The 17,296-nt window shown below is 70.9% G+C and carries 16 protein-coding genes; 7 read left to right on the top strand and 9 right to left on the bottom strand.

The window, feature by feature from the left end; all coding sequences use genetic code 11:
* Nucleotides 1–17: 17 nt before the first annotated feature.
* Together BUQ68_RS07340 and BUQ68_RS07335 are read right to left on the bottom strand one after the other, a co-directional pair.
* Complete coding sequence (locus BUQ68_RS07340) at nucleotides 18–1,346, bottom strand: hemolysin family protein (protein ID WP_210215595.1); 1,329 nt, start codon at nucleotides 1,344–1,346, stop codon at nucleotides 18–20.
* Nucleotides 1,347–1,354: 8 nt separating this feature from the next.
* The gene (locus tag BUQ68_RS07335; protein WP_075215295.1) at nucleotides 1,355–1,978 is read right to left on the bottom strand and encodes an exopolysaccharide biosynthesis protein; all 624 of its coding nucleotides are present in this window, start codon (nucleotides 1,976–1,978) and stop codon (nucleotides 1,355–1,357) included.
* Between the two features lie 254 nt (nucleotides 1,979–2,232).
* On the opposite strand from BUQ68_RS07335, the gene BUQ68_RS07330 reads away from it, so the two are divergent.
* The 5 genes from BUQ68_RS07330 (at nucleotide 2,233) to cysW (ending at nucleotide 7,387) form a co-directional block, all read left to right on the top strand.
* Nucleotides 2,233–2,904 (top strand): response regulator transcription factor, encoded by a 672-nt coding sequence (locus tag BUQ68_RS07330; RefSeq protein ID WP_075215294.1) that lies wholly within the window; start codon nucleotides 2,233–2,235, stop codon nucleotides 2,902–2,904.
* Nucleotides 2,897–4,369 carry a sensor histidine kinase gene (locus BUQ68_RS07325; protein WP_083656374.1) on the top strand — a complete coding sequence of 491 codons (1,473 nt, stop codon included), beginning with the start codon at nucleotides 2,897–2,899 and terminating at the stop codon, nucleotides 4,367–4,369. The genes BUQ68_RS07330 and BUQ68_RS07325 overlap by 8 nt, the downstream gene beginning before the upstream one ends.
* Nucleotides 4,370–4,549: 180 nt before the next feature.
* Nucleotides 4,550–5,554 (top strand): thiosulfate ABC transporter substrate-binding protein CysP, encoded by a 1,005-nt coding sequence (cysP, locus tag BUQ68_RS07320; protein WP_075215293.1) that lies wholly within the window; start codon nucleotides 4,550–4,552, stop codon nucleotides 5,552–5,554.
* Between the two features lie 139 nt (nucleotides 5,555–5,693).
* The gene (cysT, locus tag BUQ68_RS07315; protein ID WP_075215292.1) at nucleotides 5,694–6,515 is read left to right on the top strand and encodes a sulfate ABC transporter permease subunit CysT; all 822 of its coding nucleotides are present in this window, start codon (nucleotides 5,694–5,696) and stop codon (nucleotides 6,513–6,515) included.
* Nucleotides 6,515–7,387 carry a sulfate ABC transporter permease subunit CysW gene (cysW, locus tag BUQ68_RS07310; protein ID WP_075215291.1) on the top strand — a complete coding sequence of 291 codons (873 nt, stop codon included), beginning with the start codon at nucleotides 6,515–6,517 and terminating at the stop codon, nucleotides 7,385–7,387. The genes cysT and cysW overlap by 1 nt, the downstream gene beginning before the upstream one ends.
* A 6-nt stretch (nucleotides 7,388–7,393) precedes the next feature.
* Here the strand turns inward: cysW and BUQ68_RS07305 are convergent, their stop codons facing one another.
* A complete protein-coding gene (locus BUQ68_RS07305; protein WP_083656373.1) occupies nucleotides 7,394–8,470 on the bottom strand; it encodes a DUF3616 domain-containing protein in 1,077 nt (358 codons plus the stop codon).
* A gap of 231 nt (nucleotides 8,471–8,701) precedes the next feature.
* Between BUQ68_RS07305 and BUQ68_RS07300 the strand changes: the two genes are divergently transcribed.
* Nucleotides 8,702–9,868, top strand: a complete 1,167-nt coding sequence (locus BUQ68_RS07300; RefSeq protein WP_075215290.1) for an MFS transporter — start codon at nucleotides 8,702–8,704, stop codon at nucleotides 9,866–9,868.
* Between the two features lie 91 nt (nucleotides 9,869–9,959).
* Here the strand turns inward: BUQ68_RS07300 and BUQ68_RS22790 are convergent, their stop codons facing one another.
* The 6 genes from BUQ68_RS22790 to coxB form a co-directional block, all read right to left on the bottom strand.
* Nucleotides 9,960–10,130 (bottom strand): DUF2934 domain-containing protein, encoded by a 171-nt coding sequence (locus tag BUQ68_RS22790; RefSeq protein WP_083656372.1) that lies wholly within the window; start codon nucleotides 10,128–10,130, stop codon nucleotides 9,960–9,962.
* Between the two features lie 84 nt (nucleotides 10,131–10,214).
* Complete coding sequence (locus tag BUQ68_RS07290; protein ID WP_075215289.1) at nucleotides 10,215–11,360, bottom strand: c-type cytochrome; 1,146 nt, start codon at nucleotides 11,358–11,360, stop codon at nucleotides 10,215–10,217.
* The gene (locus BUQ68_RS07285) at nucleotides 11,357–12,022 is read right to left on the bottom strand and encodes a cytochrome c oxidase assembly protein (protein WP_245293189.1); all 666 of its coding nucleotides are present in this window, start codon (nucleotides 12,020–12,022) and stop codon (nucleotides 11,357–11,359) included. The genes BUQ68_RS07290 and BUQ68_RS07285 overlap by 4 nt, the downstream gene beginning before the upstream one ends.
* Nucleotides 12,019–12,399 carry a hypothetical protein gene (locus BUQ68_RS24190; RefSeq protein ID WP_075215287.1) on the bottom strand — a complete coding sequence of 127 codons (381 nt, stop codon included), beginning with the start codon at nucleotides 12,397–12,399 and terminating at the stop codon, nucleotides 12,019–12,021. The genes BUQ68_RS07285 and BUQ68_RS24190 overlap by 4 nt, the downstream gene beginning before the upstream one ends.
* Nucleotides 12,400–12,407: 8 nt before the next feature.
* Entirely contained in the window at nucleotides 12,408–14,957 is a 2,550-nt protein-coding gene (gene ctaD / locus BUQ68_RS07275) for a cytochrome c oxidase subunit I (protein WP_083656371.1), read from the bottom strand.
* Nucleotides 14,954–15,958 (bottom strand): cytochrome c oxidase subunit II, encoded by a 1,005-nt coding sequence (gene coxB / locus BUQ68_RS07270; RefSeq protein ID WP_075215286.1) that lies wholly within the window; start codon nucleotides 15,956–15,958, stop codon nucleotides 14,954–14,956. Before coxB ends, ctaD begins: the two co-directional genes overlap by 4 nt.
* A gap of 294 nt (nucleotides 15,959–16,252) precedes the next feature.
* Between coxB and BUQ68_RS07265 the strand changes: the two genes are divergently transcribed.
* On the top strand, nucleotides 16,253–17,134 hold the full coding sequence (locus BUQ68_RS07265) for a manganese catalase family protein (RefSeq protein ID WP_075215285.1): 882 nt from the start codon (nucleotides 16,253–16,255) through the stop codon (nucleotides 17,132–17,134).
* Nucleotides 17,135–17,296: the final 162 nt, after the last annotated feature.

Below are 17,296 nucleotides of genomic sequence, written 5' to 3'. Positions count from 1 at the left end.
ACGGACCCTGCGCGGCCTCAACTGACGGCGCGCGGGTCGTTGGCCGGATCCGGCGGCGGCGCGGTCATCAGCACCTTGTCGATGCGCCGGCCGTCCATGTCGACGATCTCGAAGGTCCAGCCGTCCCAGGACAGGATGTCGCCCGTGCTCGGGATCGCCTTGGAGACCGAGAGCACGAAGCCCGCCAGGGTCTCGTAGTCCCGGTCCGGGTCGTCGAGGGCCTGACAGGAGAGCTTGTCGGCGACGAGATCGACCGGCAGGTCCGCGTCCACCAGCCACGAGCCGTCGGCGCGCCGCACGATGGCGCTCGGCTCCTCGTCCTCGTCGGCCGCAAGGCTGCCGACGATCGCCTCCAGGATGTCGGCGGCGGTGACGATGCCCTCCACCGAGCCATACTCGTCCACCACGATGGCCATGTGCACCGGCGCCCGGCGCAACAGCTCCAGCACGCTGAGGGCGGGCGCGGAATCCGGCACCACCTCGACGGCCTTCATGGCCTTCTCCAGGTCGATCCCCTCCCCCGACAGATGGCTGTCGAGAAGGTCCTTGGCCTGCACGATGCCCTCCACCGTGTCGATCTCGCCCCGGTAGACCGGGTAGCGCGAGTGGGTGGAGCCGGTCAGCACCTCGATCACCCGGTCGTTCTCCCAGTCGAGGTCGAGGGCGACCACGTCGCGCCGGGGCGTCATGATGGCCCGGATGGAGCGGTCGGAGAACCGCATCACGCCGGCCATCAGTTCCTTCTCCTCCGGCTCCAGGATGCCCGTCTTGGTGCCTTCCGCGATCACCGCGCGGATCTCCTCCTCGGTCACCGTCTGCTCGGACGCGCCCTTCAGCCGAAGGAGCGCCAACACCAGCTTGGAGGAGATCTCCAGCACCCACACCACCGGCGACGCCGCGACGGCGACCACCGCCATCGGCCCGGCCACCAGGGAGGCCACCCGCTCCGGGTCGGAGAGGGCGATCTGCTTCGGCACAAGCTCGCCGATGATGAGCGACGCGTAGGTGATCGAGCCGACCACGATGGCAATGGAGAGCGCGCTCGCGGCCGAGGCCGAGAGGCCCTGCTCGGCAAGCCAGACGCCCAGCGGCTCGGCCAGCGTCGCGCCCGAGTAGGCGCCGGCCAGGATGCCGATGAGAGTGATGCCGATCTGCACCGAGGACAGGAAGCGGCCGGGGTTGGAGGCGAGCCGGAGCGCCGTCTGCGCACCCTTGCTGCCCTGGTTCGCCAGCGCTTCCAGGCGTGTGCGCCGGGAGGAGACGACGGCCAGCTCCGACATGGCGAAGCAGCCGTTCAGCACCACCAGGACGACCACGATACCGATCTCGAACAGGTAGGACATCATTGTTCCGTTCACGCCAGCGCGTTCTGGATGAGGAATATGCCGATCTTCACGAAACCATAGACCACGCTGGAGGCGATCACGACGCTCCCCACCGCCACCGCGATGCCGACGCCTGCCATCAGGCCATCGTACTCGATCATGGCCAGCGCGATGAAGCAGATCGAAACGGCCGGCAAGAGATTGGCGAGGGGAATGGGCAGGGTGAGGATCACCGCCATCAGAAGCGCGATCGCCGCCAGGATGCGCTCGCCGAACGAGCTGACCAGAGCCCTGAAGCGCGGCCGGAGCAGCCGCTCCACCCGCTTCAGCCAGGGATCGGCCTGCACCACGAAGCGCCGGAAGTCGGCGGTGGCGATCGACCGGTTGCCGAGCACCGCCGGGAACCACGGGCGCGGGCGCCCCATCACCTGCTGCGCCGCCACGATGACGAGCGGCAAGCCCAGGATGGCGGTGATGCCCGGCACCGGGTTCGGGATGGCGCTCGGGATCGCGAAGATCAGGAGCATCAGGCCGTAGACCCGATCACCCAGCATGTCCACGATGTCGGCGAGCCGGACCCGGTCCGAAGCCCATGTGGCGGCGAAGTCGTTGAGGAGGGTGGAAGCCGACGCGGGACGCGTCGGATCGGTCACAGGAGGCGGTTCGCCGAAAGGCACGGGAATGCGTAGGTCCTCGACCCGGTCGTTGCGGACGCGCCCTTATACCCGAATGTCGGACCGGATCAAAAGCGCATGGAGCATAATGAGGGACGGGCGGACCGGTTCCCGGTGAACGGCGGGTTGCCACGGTGCGCTTGCCCTTCCGGTCCAGGCCCGCCACAGTCGACGAACTCCGCCGCCCGAAGCGCCGCAAGGTCGTCGGGGCGCGGCGCTGGGAAACGACGGGCATGCGCATACTCCTGGTGGAAGACGCCGAGGACCTTGGCCACGCGGTCGAACGGCACCTCAGCCGCGGCGGACACGCGGTCGACTGGGTCCGCGACGGCACCGACGGCGGGCACCTCCTGGCCGCGACGCCCTACGACGCGGTGCTCCTCGACCTCAACCTTCCCGGCGCCAGCGGCACCGACCTCCTCGTCAAGGTGCGGGCGGGCGACCGCACGCTGCCGGTCGTCATCCTCACCGCCCGCGGCGACGTGGAGGACAAGCTGCGCCACTTCGACCTCGGCGCCGACGACTACCTGGTCAAACCCTTCGATCTTCGCGAACTCGACGCCCGTCTCGCCGCCCTGCAGCGCCGCCGCCACGGGCTCGGCAGCGGCACCCTCACGCTCGGCAACCTGGCGTTCGACGCCGGCGCCCGGCGGATCACCGTGGACGCGCGCCCGGTGGAGCTGTCCGCCCGGGAGTACCGGCTCCTGGAGTATTTCATCATCGGCCGCGGCCGGGTGCTCTCCAAGGAGCAGATCTTCGACCAACTGTTCAGCCTGGACGGGGACGCGGGCCTCAACGCGGTGGAGCTCTCCATCTCGCGGCTCCGGCGCAAGCTGGAGGGATCGAGCTTCGAGATCCGCACCATCCGCGGCCTCGGCTACGTGGGCGAGGTCCGCCGTGACTGACACGGCCGCCCGGAACGACGACGCGTCGCTGCCGCCGGCCGGCACGCCCGGCCATCCGCGCGCCCACTCCATCGCCCGCCGGCTCGCCCTCGGCGGCGCGGTGTCGGTGGCGGCCTTCCTGGCGGTGATCGCCGCCATCGTGGTGGGGTTCGCCGACCGGGCGTCCGACGAGGCCTACGACCGGCTTCTGATGGCCTCGGCGCTCTCCATCGCCGACGCGATCCAGATCGCCGATGGCGCCATCACGGTGGACGTGCCGACGAGCGCCTTCTCCATGCTCTCCATCGGCAAGGCGGACCGCATCTTCCACCGGGTGCACGACGACCGGAACGTGACGGTCACCGGCTACCCGGACCTTGCCGTCGGCGACCTCCGCTTTCCCCGCGGCGCCGACATGACGGCGGTGAACGGCAGCTACCGGGGCTTTGCGGTGCGCATCGCGGCGAGCCGCCGGCTGATCACCGTCGCCGGCATGCCGCGCTTCGTCACCGTGCTCGTGGCCGAGACGCGCGAGAGCCGGCAGGCGCTGGCGGCGGAGATCCGCACCTACGCCATGGTGCCGCTGGTGCTCGTCGGGGTCGCCGCCATCGTGATGATCCCCTTGTCCATCCGCCAGGCGCTGCGGCCGGTGGCGACCCTCCAGCAGAGCCTGGAGGCGCGCGGCAGCACCGACCTCGGCCCCCTCGCCCTGCCGGGGGTGCCGGCGGAGATCGCCCCCCTCGTCGCGACCCTCAACCACTTCGTCGAGCGCCTGCGCACCACGCTGGAGCGCAACCGCGACTTCCTCGCCGAGGCCGCCCACCAGATCCGAACGCCGCTCGCCAGCCTGATCTCCATGGCCGAGGTCGCCGCCGCCGAGACCGACCCGGCCGCCCTTCGCGACCAGGCCGAGCGCATCCGCCGCAACGCCGAGGTGGCGTCGCGCATCACCAACCAGCTCCTCGCCGACGCCGCCGTCGCCAACCGGCTGATGCTCGGTCGCGCCGCCCCGGTGCGCCTCGACCGGCTGGCGGCGGCGGCCGTCAACGACGCGCTCGCCTACTCGGCCGACCGGGCGATCCGCTTCGACGTGGCGGAGGACGCGGAGGGCGCCGTCATCGCCGGCGACCCGGTGGCGCTCGGCGAGGCGATCCGCAATCTCGTCGACAACGCGCTCGCCTACGCCCCCGCCGAAGCCCGCATCGACGTGACGGTCGCCCGCAGCGGCGCCGGCTTCGCGGTGCTGGTCGCCGACCGCGGCCCGGGCATCCCGGAGGCCGACATGGCAAGGGTGCTGCTCCGCTTCGAGCGGGGCGCCGCACCGAAGGGCAGCGGGTCCGGCCTCGGGCTTGCCATCGCCAACCGGGTGGCGGCCGCCCACGGCGGGCGGATCGGACTGGAGAACCGCCCCGGCGGCGGCCTCGTGGCCGGCCTGCACCTGCCTGCGGCGCCCGCCGAGGCGGAACAGAAAACTCCGGACGGCTGATCGAAACCGGGCCGTCTCGCGCCCGTCGCTGCCAAACGGCCGCTCCTGAGAAGGATTTTCTACGCGGCCGAACAACGGCGCGAGCCGGTGCCTTCGCGGCGGGCGCCACGGCCGGTAGGGTCCGGGACATCGTCGCACCCGATCGGCGCGACCCGCTCTCATCCATCGAAGGACGATCCCATGTCCCGTCTTCTTCTCGTCGGTGCGGCCGTTCTCGGCCTGATGGCCGGCCCGGCCGCGGCCGAGGCGCCCACCTCGCTCCTCAACGCCTCCTACGACATCTCGCGCGAACTGTTCGCCGCCGTGAACAAAGCCTTCGTGGAGAAGCACAAGGCCGAGACCGGCGTCACGGTCAGCATCGACCAGTCGCACGGCGGCTCGTCCAAGCAGGCCCGCGCCGTGCTGGAGGGTCTTGAGGCCGACGTGGTGACCTTCAACCAGGTGACCGACGTGCAGACCCTGGTGGACCGCGGCGGCGCGGTCGCGGCCGACTGGAAGACCGCCTTCCCGAACAACGCCTCGCCCTACTACTCGCTGCCCGCCTTCCTGGTGCGCGAGGGCAATCCGAAGGGCGTGAAGGACTGGAGCGACCTCGTCCGCGACGACGTCAAGGTGATCTTCCCCAACCCGAAGACCTCCGGCAACGCGCGCTACACCTATCTGGCCGCCACCGCCTTCGCCCGCGAGGCCTTCGACGGCGACGAGGAGAAGGTCGACGCCTTCGTCACCAAGCTCTTCGACAACGTGCCGGTGTTCGACACCGGCGGGCGTGCCGCCACCACCACCTTCGTGGAGCGCCAGACCGGCGACGTGCTGATCACCTTCGAGGCCGAGGTGCGTGGCATCGCCAAGGAGTATGGCGAGGACAAGTTCGACATCGTCATCCCGTCGGTGAGCCTGCTCGCCGAGTTCCCGGTGGCCATCGTGGAGACCGTCGCGGAGCGGCGCGGCAGCCGCGATCTCGCCAAGTCCTACCTGGACTTCCTCTATTCCGCCGAAGGCCAGCGCGTCATCGCGGCGAACGGCAACCGGGTGCACGACGAGACCGTGAAGGCCGAAGTCGCCGCCGACTTCCCCGAGGTCCGGCTGGTGACCGTGGAGGACGTGTTCGGCGGCTGGGACAAGGTCCAGGCCGAGCATTTCGCCTCCGACGGCAAGCTCGACGAGCTCTACGGCAGCCGCTGACGCAACCCCACGGGCCGCCGCGCCCCATCCACCCCATCAAATCCCCCCCCGACGAGGAGCGTCCCGCCCGGACGCTCCTCGTCGGCCGTCGAAGCGGTCCGATGGACCGGACGGTTCCCGCACCTGGAGACGATCGGCCTTGGCTCGTCGCGTCCTCCCCGGCCTGCCCCTGACGCTCGGGGTCACGCTCTTCTACCTCGCCCTCATCGTCTGCCTGCCGCTCGCCGCGCTCGTCTACAAGGCGGCGAGCCTCGGGCCGGAGGGCTATTGGCGCGTGGTCACCTCCGCGCGCGCCATCGCCAGCTACCAGGTGACGGTCGGTTCCGCCCTCGTCGCCACGCTCTTCAACGTGGTGTGGGGCTTCGCGCTCGCCTGGATCCTCACCCGCTACCGCTTCCCCGGCCGGCGCCTGCTCGACGCGGTGGTGGACCTGCCGTTCGCCCTGCCGACCGCCGTCGCCGGCATCGCGCTCACCGCCCTCTTCGCCGAGAACGGCTGGTTTGGTGCCATCCTGGCCGACGTCGGCATCACGGTCGTCTACACCCCCCTCGGCATCATGGTGGCGATGGCCTTCACCAGCCTGCCCTTCGTGGTGCGCACCGTGCAGCCCGTCCTGGAGGATCTCGACCCCGCCGTGGAGGAGGCCGCCCAGTCGCTTGGCGCCCGAGACGGGCGGATCTTCACCAAGGTCATCCTGCCGCTCGTCACCCCCGCCCTTCTGGCCGGCACGTCGCTCGCCTTCGCCCGGAGCCTCGGCGAGTTCGGCGCGGTGATCTTCATCGCCGGCAACCAGCCCAACTCAACGGAGATCACCGCCCTCCTCGCCTTCATCCGGCTGGAGGAGTTCGACTACGAGGCCGCCGCCGCCATCGCGTCGGTCATGCTCCTCGCGGCCTTCGTCATGCTGGCGGTGACCAACGTCCTGCAGGCCCGCGCCCTTCGCTTCACGAGGACCGACTGATGGCCGCCACCCCGACCTCCGTCCCCCGCGTGGGAAATGGCCCGCGCCGCGTGGGCGATGGCCCGCTGTTCCGGCGCGCCCTCATCGGCACCGTGGTGACGGTGACGCTGCTGCTCCTCGTCGCCCCGGTCGCCCTCATCGTGGCGCGGGCGCTCGAAGCCGGCGTCGGCGCCTACTGGGCGACGCTCACGTCCCCCGACACGGCGCACGCCATCGGCCTCACGGTTCTGGTCGCCCTGGTGGCGGTGCCGATCAACACGGTGTTCGGCGTCTCGGCCGCCTGGGCCATCACCAAGTTCACCTTCCCGGGCCGGCGGGCGCTGATCACGCTGATCGAGATCCCCTTCTCCATCTCGCCGGTGGTGGCGGGCGTCGCCTACCTGTTCGTCTATGGGCTGCAGGGCCTGTTCGGCCCGGCGCTCCAGGCGGCGGAGATCAAGGTGATGTTCGCGGTGCCGGGCATCATCCTCGCCAGCCTCTTCGTCACCGCGCCCTTCGTCGCCCGCGAACTCATCCCGCTGATGGAGAGCCAGGGCCGCGACGAGGAGGAGGCCGCGCTCTCGCTCGGGGCCGGGGGTCTTCGCACCTTCCTCCTCGTCACGCTGCCCAACATCCGCTGGGCGCTTCTCTACGGGGTGGTGCTCTGCAACGCCCGCGTGATGGGCGAGTTCGGCGCCGTCTCGGTCGTCTCCGGCAACGTGCGCGGCCAGACCAACACCCTGCCGCTCCAGATCGAACTCCTCTACCAGGACTACAACACCGCCGGCGCCTTCGCCGCCGCCTCCGTCCTCGCCCTCCTCGCCCTCGTCACCCTCGTGGTGAAGGTCGTCCTGGAGCGGCGCGGCGCCGGCCGGCGGGGCGGCGGGCATTGAGGCCCCTCACCGCCCCCACACGTCCGCCTTCACGGTGAAGCGGTCGGGGTCGGCGCGGGTGGGGCCGGGGGCGTCGTAGATGACGAGGAGGCCGCCGGGGCCGGCTTCGGGGAAGAGGTCGAGGCCTTCCGGGTGGTCGGTGTCTTCTTCATAGGGCAGTTCGGTCACCCACTCGATCCGCTCCGGCGGCACCACGCCCGACGACGTGTCGGAGACGGCGCCCATCCAGCGGAGCACGTGGGCGCGGCCGTCGAGCGCCATGGTGGGGCCGACCAGGAGCAACAGGTCGTCGCCGTCGAGCCGGAGATCGCGGACGCCGAGGCCGCTGGTGTCGATCACGTGCTTGGCGTAGCGAAGGCCGCCGTCGCGCCGGCGCCCCTTCAGCCGGCCGCGGCCGGTGGCCTTCATGTGCAGGTCGAGCACCACCGCATGACCCCGGAGCACGGGGCCGCGCAGCCCCACCCACACCCGATCGCCGCGCACGGCGAGGCCCTCCGCGTCGAAGCCGTTCTCCTTGGAGGGCACGTCGAGGAACGGGGCGAGTTGCGGGTCGGCGGCGACCCAGCGCCGCAGGCGCCCGCGCCCGCCGCCGAGCTTCACCCAAGCGGCCTTGCGGTCGCCATCCTGCTTCACCGGCAGGACGACGCCCGGCGCCTCCTCCTTCAAGGGCACCCGGCCGAGGAAGGCCCGGTTGGCCTCCCACTCCACGGCGTGCATGCGGTCGAGCGCGCCCGCGCGGCCGTGCTCCTCCACCTTGGGCTTAGTCCGCTTGGTGGAGTGCGAGCCGAGGATCCACAGATAACCGTCGACCGCGCAAAGGCCCTCGATGTCCATTTCGCCCTCGGCGCCCGCCGGCAGGTCGACGATGCCGTCGAGGGCCACGTGCAGGTGGTCGCCGAAGCGGCCGTCGTCCAGCCGGCGCAGGCGTTCCACGCTCGCCGTCTCGTCGCAGGCGACGAACAGGCAGTCGCCGACCAGCGCCACGGCGGACAGGTCCTTGTGCAGCGGGTCGTCCACGTGCTGGAGCGGCCGCCAATCCTTGAAGACGAGATCGATCTGCCGGACGAGCTTCATCGCACCCATGGGCCACCCTTTCGTGCCCGCCCGACCTCGACCGCGAGCGATGCGGACCGGAACGGTCGCCGCGCCCGCCCGGTTCCATCACGCCACACGGTTGCCGCAGAGGGCTTTCGCACCCTGGCTGCCACATCTCACCACCCGGCGCCAGGGCGGCTGCATGGGTGCCTTGAGGAAATCGGCGGCGTCACGGCCGGCCGAGTCGGATAGCGTCCCGTTTCCAATTCGGAGCTCTGAATGCGTCTTCCCTTGCCCCTCCTGGCCCTGGCGGCCGGTGCCTTCGGCATCGGCACTACGGAGTTCGTCATCATGGGCCTCCTGCCCCAGGTGGCGGCCGACCTCGGCGTCAGCATCCCGGACGCGGGCCTCCTCGTGACCGGCTACGCCATCGGCGTGGTGGTGGGGGCGCCGCTTCTGGCCGTCGTCACGGCGAAACTGCCGCGCAAGGCGACGCTGCTCGGCCTGATGGCGCTCTTCCTCGTCGGCAATCTCCTCTGCGCCGTCGCCCCCGGCTACTGGACGCTGCTCGCCGCGCGCGTGCTCACCGCCTTCGCCCACGCGGCCTATTTCGGCATCGGCGCGGTGGTGGCGGCAAGCCTCGTGCCGGCGCACCAGCGCGCCCAGGCCATGGCGCTGATGTTCATGGGCCTCACCGTCGCCAACATCCTCGGCGTGCCCGGCGGCACCGCCCTCGGCCAGGCGTTCGGCTGGCGGGCCACCTTCGTCGCCGTGGCGCTCACCGGCCTCGTCGCCTTCATCGGCGTCGCGCTCTTCGTGCCGCGCGCCCTGAAGACGCCGGAGGGCGACGTGCTGAAGGAGTTCGCCGTCCTCAAGGACCCGCAAGTCCTCACCGGCATGGCCATGAGCGCCGTCTCCGCCGCGGCCTTCTTCAGCGCCTTCACCTACGTGACGCCGATCCTGCGCGACGTCACCGGCCTCGCCCCGGAGACGGTCACCACCTACCTCTTCGTCTACGGCTTCGGCCTCACCCTCGGCAACTACATCGGCGGCCGCCTCGCCGACTGGAGCGTGCACCGGGCGATCGTCGGCGTGTTCACGGCGGTCGGCCTGACGATGGCGACCTTCGCGCTCACCGCGCCATCGCCGGTGCTCGCGCTCGCCACCCTGTTCGTCTGGGGCATCGTGTCCTTTGCCGCCGTGGCGCCCTTGCAGATGCTCGTGGTGGACAGCGCCCGGGCGGCGCCGAACCTCGCCTCCACGCTCAACCAGGGCGCCTTCAACGTCGGCTGCGCCAGCGGCGCCTTCATCGGCGGCGCCGGCCTCAACGCGGGCGTCGGCCTCGGCCAGTTGCCGCTCGTCGGTGTGGCCCTCTCCGCCGTCGGCGTGGCGCTCGCCCTCCTCACCTGGCGGAACGCCCGCGCGGAGCCCTGCCCGGCCGAGTGAGACCACCTGGACCGGTCACGAAAAAGGCTCCCGTCCACATGGGACGGGAGCCTTTCTTTTTCGCGAGGCTTGGCCGCGGCCGGCCCTTGGCTCAGATCGAGGGGCTCGGCGCCGGCATCGACGGCACCGCCGTGTCGTCCCGCACGCCCATGTCCCGGCAGGCCTGGTCCCAATGCTCGGGAGCGCGACCCTCCGGGCGGCCCTCGGCCTCCCAGATCTCGTAGGCGCGGCGCTGCACCCGCTCTTCGGTTTCCTCGTCCATGCGATGTCTCCTTCGTCCAGCACCGGGCGTCATGGCCCCGATGGATCCGCGCGCGCCCCCAGCGCCTGGGGGGCGGTCGCCCCGTCAACCACCGGCCTCCGGCGCCGGTTCCGCCGCGGCCGTTCCCGGCGCGCCGAAGCGGGGCTGGCGGGCGAACCAAGCGGCGACGGCGGCGATCTCGTCGTCCTCGATCTCGTGGACGGCCACGGCCATCACCTTCCAGTAGGGCGAGCCGCCGCGCTCCTCCTCGCGAAAGAGGTGGAGCTGCCGGTCCAGATAGGCCGCGTGCTGGCCCTCGATATGGGGCACGTGGGCGGCCTCCGGCCGGTCCACCCCGTGGCAGGCGAGACAGGCCGGAACGCCCCGGTTCGGCACGCCGCGCGTGGCGATCGCCTCGCCTTGCGCCAGCATCTCCGGGTCGGGCGCGCCCTCCCCGGCCGGCGCGGAGGCCGCCGCCGGCCGCGCCGCCGCGTAGTGCGCCGCCAGCAGGTCGAGCACCGGGGCGGTGGTCTTGGTGGCGGCGAGCTGCATGATGCCGCTCGCCCGGTGGCCCTCCGCATAGGCCCTCAGCGTCGCCGCCAGATAGGGCTGCTTCTGCCCGCCGATGACCGGGATGACGGTGCTCCGCCCGGCCCCGTCCACCCCGTGGCAGCGGGCGCAGTCCGCGAGCGCCGCGTCGAAGTCCGGGTTGGCGGACGTGGGCGGCGTCTCGCCCTCGCCATAGGCGAGCGTGCGGTAGGTGGCCGGATCCATCTCCGGCAGGCGCCGCAGGAAGGCCACCATGCCCCACACCTCGTCGGGCCTGAGCAGGCTCGGCCAGGCCGGCATGCCGGAGTATTTCACCCCATGCTCCACGATCCGGTGCAGTTCCTTGTCGCTCCAGTCCGTGTGCGGCAGCCAGTCGACGAGGCGGGGCGGCGGCGGCGTCATGGCGTTGGCCACGTCCCCCTGGGGCTCGCCCGGTGCCGCGTGGCAGTAGGCGCAGCCTGTCGCGTAGTGGCCGGCGGCGGCCGGCAGCAGCGCCGGATCGTCGAGGTCGGGCGGGCTCTCCACGGTCAGCATGGCGTAGGTGCCGACCGAGTTCTGCATCACCCAGTGCAGGAACCAGGCGGTGACGGGCCAGTGGCCGGTGCTCGCCGCCACGTTGAAGAGGCCGGACCAGGCGAACAGGAGGCCGCCGGCGGCCAGAACCACGACCGCGAGCACGGCCCTGCGCAGGGTGAGGATCATGCCTGTCTCCCCCTCGGGATGGCGGTTGCGGGATCGGGTCCAGGCACTCGGTCGGCGATCAGCCGGTGCATCAGCGCCACCCCGCCCGCCAGATAGACGGCCGCCCCGACGAGCAGCATGGTGACGCCGCCGACCTGCTGGTCGTCGATGGCGTCGAGCGTCAGGCCGAGGCAGGTCACGGTCTCGCTGCCGTAGAGCGGGCGCGGCGTCAGCGCCAGCAGCGCGCCGAGCAGCGTCATGTGGACGGAGGTGAGCAGGAGCCCGAAGGCGCCCGCGGCGGCCCGGCGCGGCCCGTCGCCGGGCGCGTGGCCGACGCAGGCGAACCAGAGCCCGAGACCGACGGCAAGGAAGCTCGCCTGCTCCACCACCAGCCATACCGCCGAACCCTCCGCGAGCGCCCGCGCCGCCGGCGCATGCCAGCCCCAGACGACGAAGAGTTCCGCGACCGAGATCGGCACCGGCGCGAACACCGCCGGAAACCGCGCCGACGGGTCGGCGCGGGTGCCCGAGAGCCCGACGGCGATCAGCGGCGCCGCCACCGCGACGACGCCCATGTGGGCGATCATGTGGGCGGCGAACGAACCGGCGTCGCGGCCGAGCAACGGCCCGCCCCAGACGAGCGCCAGCACCGCGAGCCCGGCGAGGAGCGCGAGCCGCTTCACCAGGTGCACTCCGCGATGAAGAGCGCCGGCAGGCCGACGAAGATCACCGACACGGCGCTGAGGCCGGCAAGGAGCAGGGTGGCGAAGCCGAGGAAGCGGCGCCGGTCGGTCTCCGTGCCCGCCGCATGGGGCGGATCGAACCGGCCGAAGCCCCAGATCTGCCACGCCCGGTAGCCCGCGTAGGCGATCATCGCGAGCGCCACCACGGTGAGGGCGCCGATGCCCCAGCGGGCGGCGAGAAACATGGAATCGTCCGGCGTCGCCTTGGCGCAGGCGACCGCCGCCCACCCGTAGACGGCCGCGAAGTGCAGCGCCCAGACCGTGGGCGGGCCCATCAGCGGCCAGAGGGTTTCGTTGCGTGCGCCGTGCAGGAACATGGCCGCTCTCAGTTGATCAGGGGAAAGAGGCCGACGACCGCGAAGGTCACCACGGCCGTCATGGCCAGGAAGTGCGCGTAGAGCGCCACGTTCCGCATGTCGATGTCGTAGACGGCGGTCATGCGGCCGGCGAGGCTGCGGGCAAGGCAGTAGAGGAGCATGATGACGCCGACGGCCGCGTGGATCGCCGTCCAGATCACCAGAATCCAGACGATCGCCGGATAGACGTCGGTGGTCGGCGCCATGCCGTGGGTGTAGGGCCCCATCAGGCCCGCTGCGCCGCCGGCGCCGGCCAGCACCGCCGCGGTCACCAGCGCGAGCCGGGCCGGCAGGGGCCGGTCGGCGCTGTTCCACCGGCGGGCGAGCAGCGTCACCGCCCAGGAGGCCAGGAGGAGGCCCATGGCGATCATCGGCCAGAGGACGCCCGGTCCCCCGCCGTCGATCACGAAGTCCGCGTGGACGGTCCAGTAGAAGAAGTAGCCGAACACCAGGCTGGCGAAGGCGGTGGCGTCGCCGGTCATGGTGATGAACATGGCCCACCAGCCGATCGAAGCCGGCCCGGACCGGTAGAGCGGCAGCACGAGCCCGCCGCCCACATCCTTCTCCGGCTTCTCCGGAATGAGGCTCGTGCTCGTCCACAGCCAGAACATCAGGACGCAGAAGAAGGCGACGCCGGAGACGAGCGCCGGGATCCACCACTTGAAGGTGAGCGCGATGAAGACGCCGCCGAGCGTGAAGGCGGCGATCATCGGCGACCAGGCGTTGCCCGGCACGCGCAGGCACTGGATCGGCTCCGCGTCGAGCACGGACGTCACCAGCGTCTCCCGCTTCATCTCCTCCGCGTCCGGCAGAAGGCCGCGGCCCTCGTCCACGTCGCGGATCAGGTTGGGCTGGTCCCAGATCGGGTAGCGGCTGGTGATGAAGGGCACCGAGCGCACGCCCCAGTTCTCGCCCGGCATGGTGGTCAGCCACTCCAGGGTGCCGGCGTTCCAGGGGTTGCGGGGCGCATAGGGCTCGCGGCTCTTCGGCCGCACCACGTCCCACACCACCACGCCGACGCCGGCCGCGAACACGAAGGCCCCGACGGTGGAGACCATGTTCAGCCAGTCGAAGCCGAGCCCGCCCGGATAGGTGAACACCCGCCGGGGCATGCCCCGAAGGCCGGTGAAGTGCATGGGCAGGAAGCCCACGTTGAACCCGACGAACATCAGCCAGAAGCCGATCTTGCCGAGCCGCATGGAGAGCATCTTCCCCGACGTGATCGGGTAGAAGTAGTAGATGCCGGCGACGATCGGGAAGAGCATGCCGCCGATCAGCACATAGTGCAGATGCGCCACCACGAAATAGGTGTCGTGCGCCTGCCAGTCGAACGGGGCGAGCGCCACCATCACGCCGGTGAGGCCGCCGATCACGAAGATGGCGAGGCCGCCGGTGGCGAACAGCATGGGCACGGCGAAGATCACCCGCCCGGCGAGCAGGGTGGCGATGAAGACGAAGATCTGCACGCCCGTCGGGATCGCCACCGCCTCCGAGGCCGCCGAGAAGAAGGCGAGCGAGATCGTCGGCAGGCCGGTGGCGAACATGTGGTGGACCCAGAGCCCGAAGCTCAGGAACCCGGTGCCGACGGCGGCGAGCACGATCCACGAATAGCCGACGATCGGCCGCTGGGCGAAGGTCGGCACGATCATGGCGATGAGGGCGATCGCCGGCAGGAAGACGATGTAGACCTCCGGGTGGCCGAAGATCCAGAACAGGTGCTGCCACAACAGCGGGTCGCCGCGCCGCTCCGGGTCGAAGAACGGCCAGTCGAACATCCGCTCCATCTCGAACAGGATGTCGCCGGCGATCAGCGGCGGGAAGGCGAAGAGGATCATCCCGGCGACGATCAGGATGTACCAGGCAAAGAGCGGGATCATGTTGATCCGCATGCCCGGCGGCCGGCACTTCAAGGTGCCGATGATCAGCTCCACCGCGGCGGCGATCGACGCCACCTCGATGAAGGAGAGGCCGAGCAGCCAGATGTCCGCCCCGATGCCGGACTGCTCCTCGTCGGTGGCGAGCGGCGGGTACATGAACCAGCCGGCGTTCGGCGCCGCGTTGAAGAAGATCGAGCCGCAGACGAACACGCCGCCGAGGACGAAGCTCCAGAAGCCGAAGGCGGAGAGGCGCGGGAACGGCAGGTCTCGCGCGCCCAGCATCTGCGGCAGGATGACGATGGCCACCGCCTCGAAGATCGGCACGGCGAAGAGGAACATCATCACCGTGCCGTGCAGGGTGAAGGCCTGGTTGTAGAGGTCCGCCGAGATCAGGTCGTTGTCCGGCACGGCGAGCTGCGCCCGCATCAGGAGCGCCAGCAGGCCGGCGAACAGCATGAACACGAAGGCGGTTGCCGTGTACCAGACGCCGACCTCGGTGTTGTTCACCGCCGTCCAGTAGCGGATGCCCTTCGGCGTCTCCCAGGTCTTGCGCAGCCGCTCCTCCTGCGCCCGCCGCCGGGCGAGGTCCGCCTCGCTGCCCGGGGGCGGCAGACCGGCGGCCGTGTCGGTCGTGGCGGTCATGTGAGGTCTCCGAGGAAGCGGGCGAGGGTCTCGATCTCGGCGGGCGGCAGCATGTCGTAGGCCGGCATGCGGATGCCGGGCTTCACCGCGTCCGGATGGCGGAGGAACCGTTCGCGCGCGGCCTGATCGTTCGGCAGGGTGGCGGCCGCGAGGGTCGGCCGGCTGCCCACGTGGGTGAGGTCCGGGCCGACCGTGCCGGCCGCCGGCGTGCCCCGGATCGTGTGGCAGGCGGCGCAGCCCTTGGCGATGAAGAGGTCCAGCCCCGCGCCCGCCGTCACCGCCGCCGGCCGGGCCTCGGCGGCGATCAGCCGCGCGTGCTCCTCCGGCTCCACCGCCCGCACGGTGAGCGCCATCAGGGCGTGGCTCTCGCCGCAGAACTCCGCGCAGACGCCCCGGTAGACGCCGGGCTTCGTCGCCGTGAAGGTGATGCGGTTGGTGCGGCCGGGGATGAGGTCCATCTTGCCGGCGAGCGCCGGCACCCAGAAGGAGTGGATCACGTCCGGCGAGGTGAGGGTCAGGTGCACCGGCCGCCCGACCGGCACCAGGATCTCGTTGGCGCTCTCAACCGCCCCCTCGGGCAGGTCGTAGCGCACCCGCCACCAGAACTGCTCGCCCGTCACGTGGCCCTTCAGCCCCGGCTCCGCCGCCGCCTCGCGGGTCCACGGCCGAAGCTCCGGCATCAGGTAGAGGCCGTAGACGAGGAGCGCGGCGAGGATCACGGTCGGGATGGCGGCGCCGCACCAGACGATCAGCCGGAAGGCGAAAGCCTCCGACACCGGCTGCCGCTTCAGCCCGCCTGCGTAGACCGCGAGCGCCAGCACGGCCACCCAGATCACCGCGCCGCCGATGGTCATCACCCAGAAGAGGTGCGCCACCGTCTCGGCCTCCCGGCCGGCCGGGTCGAGCGCGGACTGGGGACCGGTGCAGCCGGTCGCCAGGACCGCCGGAAACACGGCCGCCGCGCGCCGGGCAAGGCGACGTTTGCCGATCGAGCTGCCCATCGGTTTGAAACTCACAAGCGATCCGGATCGGGTAAGGCGCGCGCCGTCGGCTCGCGCTCAAGGTGGTCACCCGGGATGAACCGGCGGATCGGGCTTCTGTTCCGGCCTGTGTCACGCCCCGTTGTCGCGCGTCTCGACGCCGGTTCCGGGCCGGCGCGCCGAGCGGCCATACCGCTCAAGTATAAGCTCGCCTACAAGCGCAAGCTGAACAGTATTCGTAGATAAATAATAGGAACAAGCGCGCACCCCCGTTGTTGAAGGGCGGGTGTCAGTTCAATTTCAGGAGCACGAACGATGTTCTACACAGATGGCAAACTGCAGTATCCGGTGCGCGTCGAGCGCCCCAACCCGACTTTCGCCCGCGCCCTGCAGCAGGCGATCGGCGGCGTGGAAGGCGAGATCCGCGTGGCGCTGCAGTACATGTTCCAGGCGTTCGGCGCCCGCGGCCCGGCCAAGTACCGCGACATGCTGCTCAACACCGCCACCGAGGAACTCGGCCACATCGAGATGCTGGCGACCGCCGTGGCGCTCAATCTTGAGAACGCCCCGCTCTCCATCAAGGAGGACGTCTCCAAGGACGCCGTCGGCGGCGCGATCCTCAACGGCGTCGACTTCCGCCACATCCTCTCCACCGGCCTTGCGGCGCTGCCGTCGGACGCCAACGGCGTGCCGTTCGACGCCTCGCACGTCTACGCGTCCGGCAACATCGCCGCCGACATGATGGCGAACGCCACGGCGGAATCCTCCGGCCGCGTGCTCGCCGTGCGCCTCTACAACATGACCGACGACCCGGGCATGAAGGACATGCTGTCCTTCCTCATCGCCCGCGACACCATGCACCAGCAGCAGTGGCTGGCGGCGATCGAGGACATGGGCGGCCTCGCCAAGTCGCTGCCGATCCCCAACAGCTTCCCGCAGGACCAGGAGAACACCGAGTTCTCCTACGTCTACCTCGGCCACATGGTCGACGGCAGCATTCCCGAGGGCCGCTGGAGCAAGGGTCCGAGCCTCGACGGCAAGGGCGAGTTCTCCGCCGCGGTCTCCGAGCCGCTCGGCGGCAAGCCCTCCCTCGCCCCGGCCCGCCCGGACGGCGGCGCGCAGTCCGAGCAGACCTCCAAGTCCGGCATGGGCGGCGTCGTCGGCGCCGTGGAAGGCGCGATCGAGCGCAAGCTCTGACCAACTGAGACGCGGATCCGAGGGTCCTCCCAGAGATCAAAGGGTCATCACAGACAGGGGCGGCGGATCCTCAAGGGCCCCGCCGCCCTTTCGTTCGGATGCCCACCATTCCCCTTCGAACGTCATCCCGGCGAACGCCGGGATCCAACCGACCGCGACCGA

The organism is Mongoliimonas terrestris, from assembly GCF_001927285.1.
Classification (GTDB): Bacteria; Pseudomonadota; Alphaproteobacteria; order Rhizobiales; family Pleomorphomonadaceae; genus Chthonobacter; species Chthonobacter terrestris.
The sequence above is the reverse complement of the archived record's forward strand: the minus strand, read 5'-3'. Positions and strand labels throughout refer to the sequence as shown.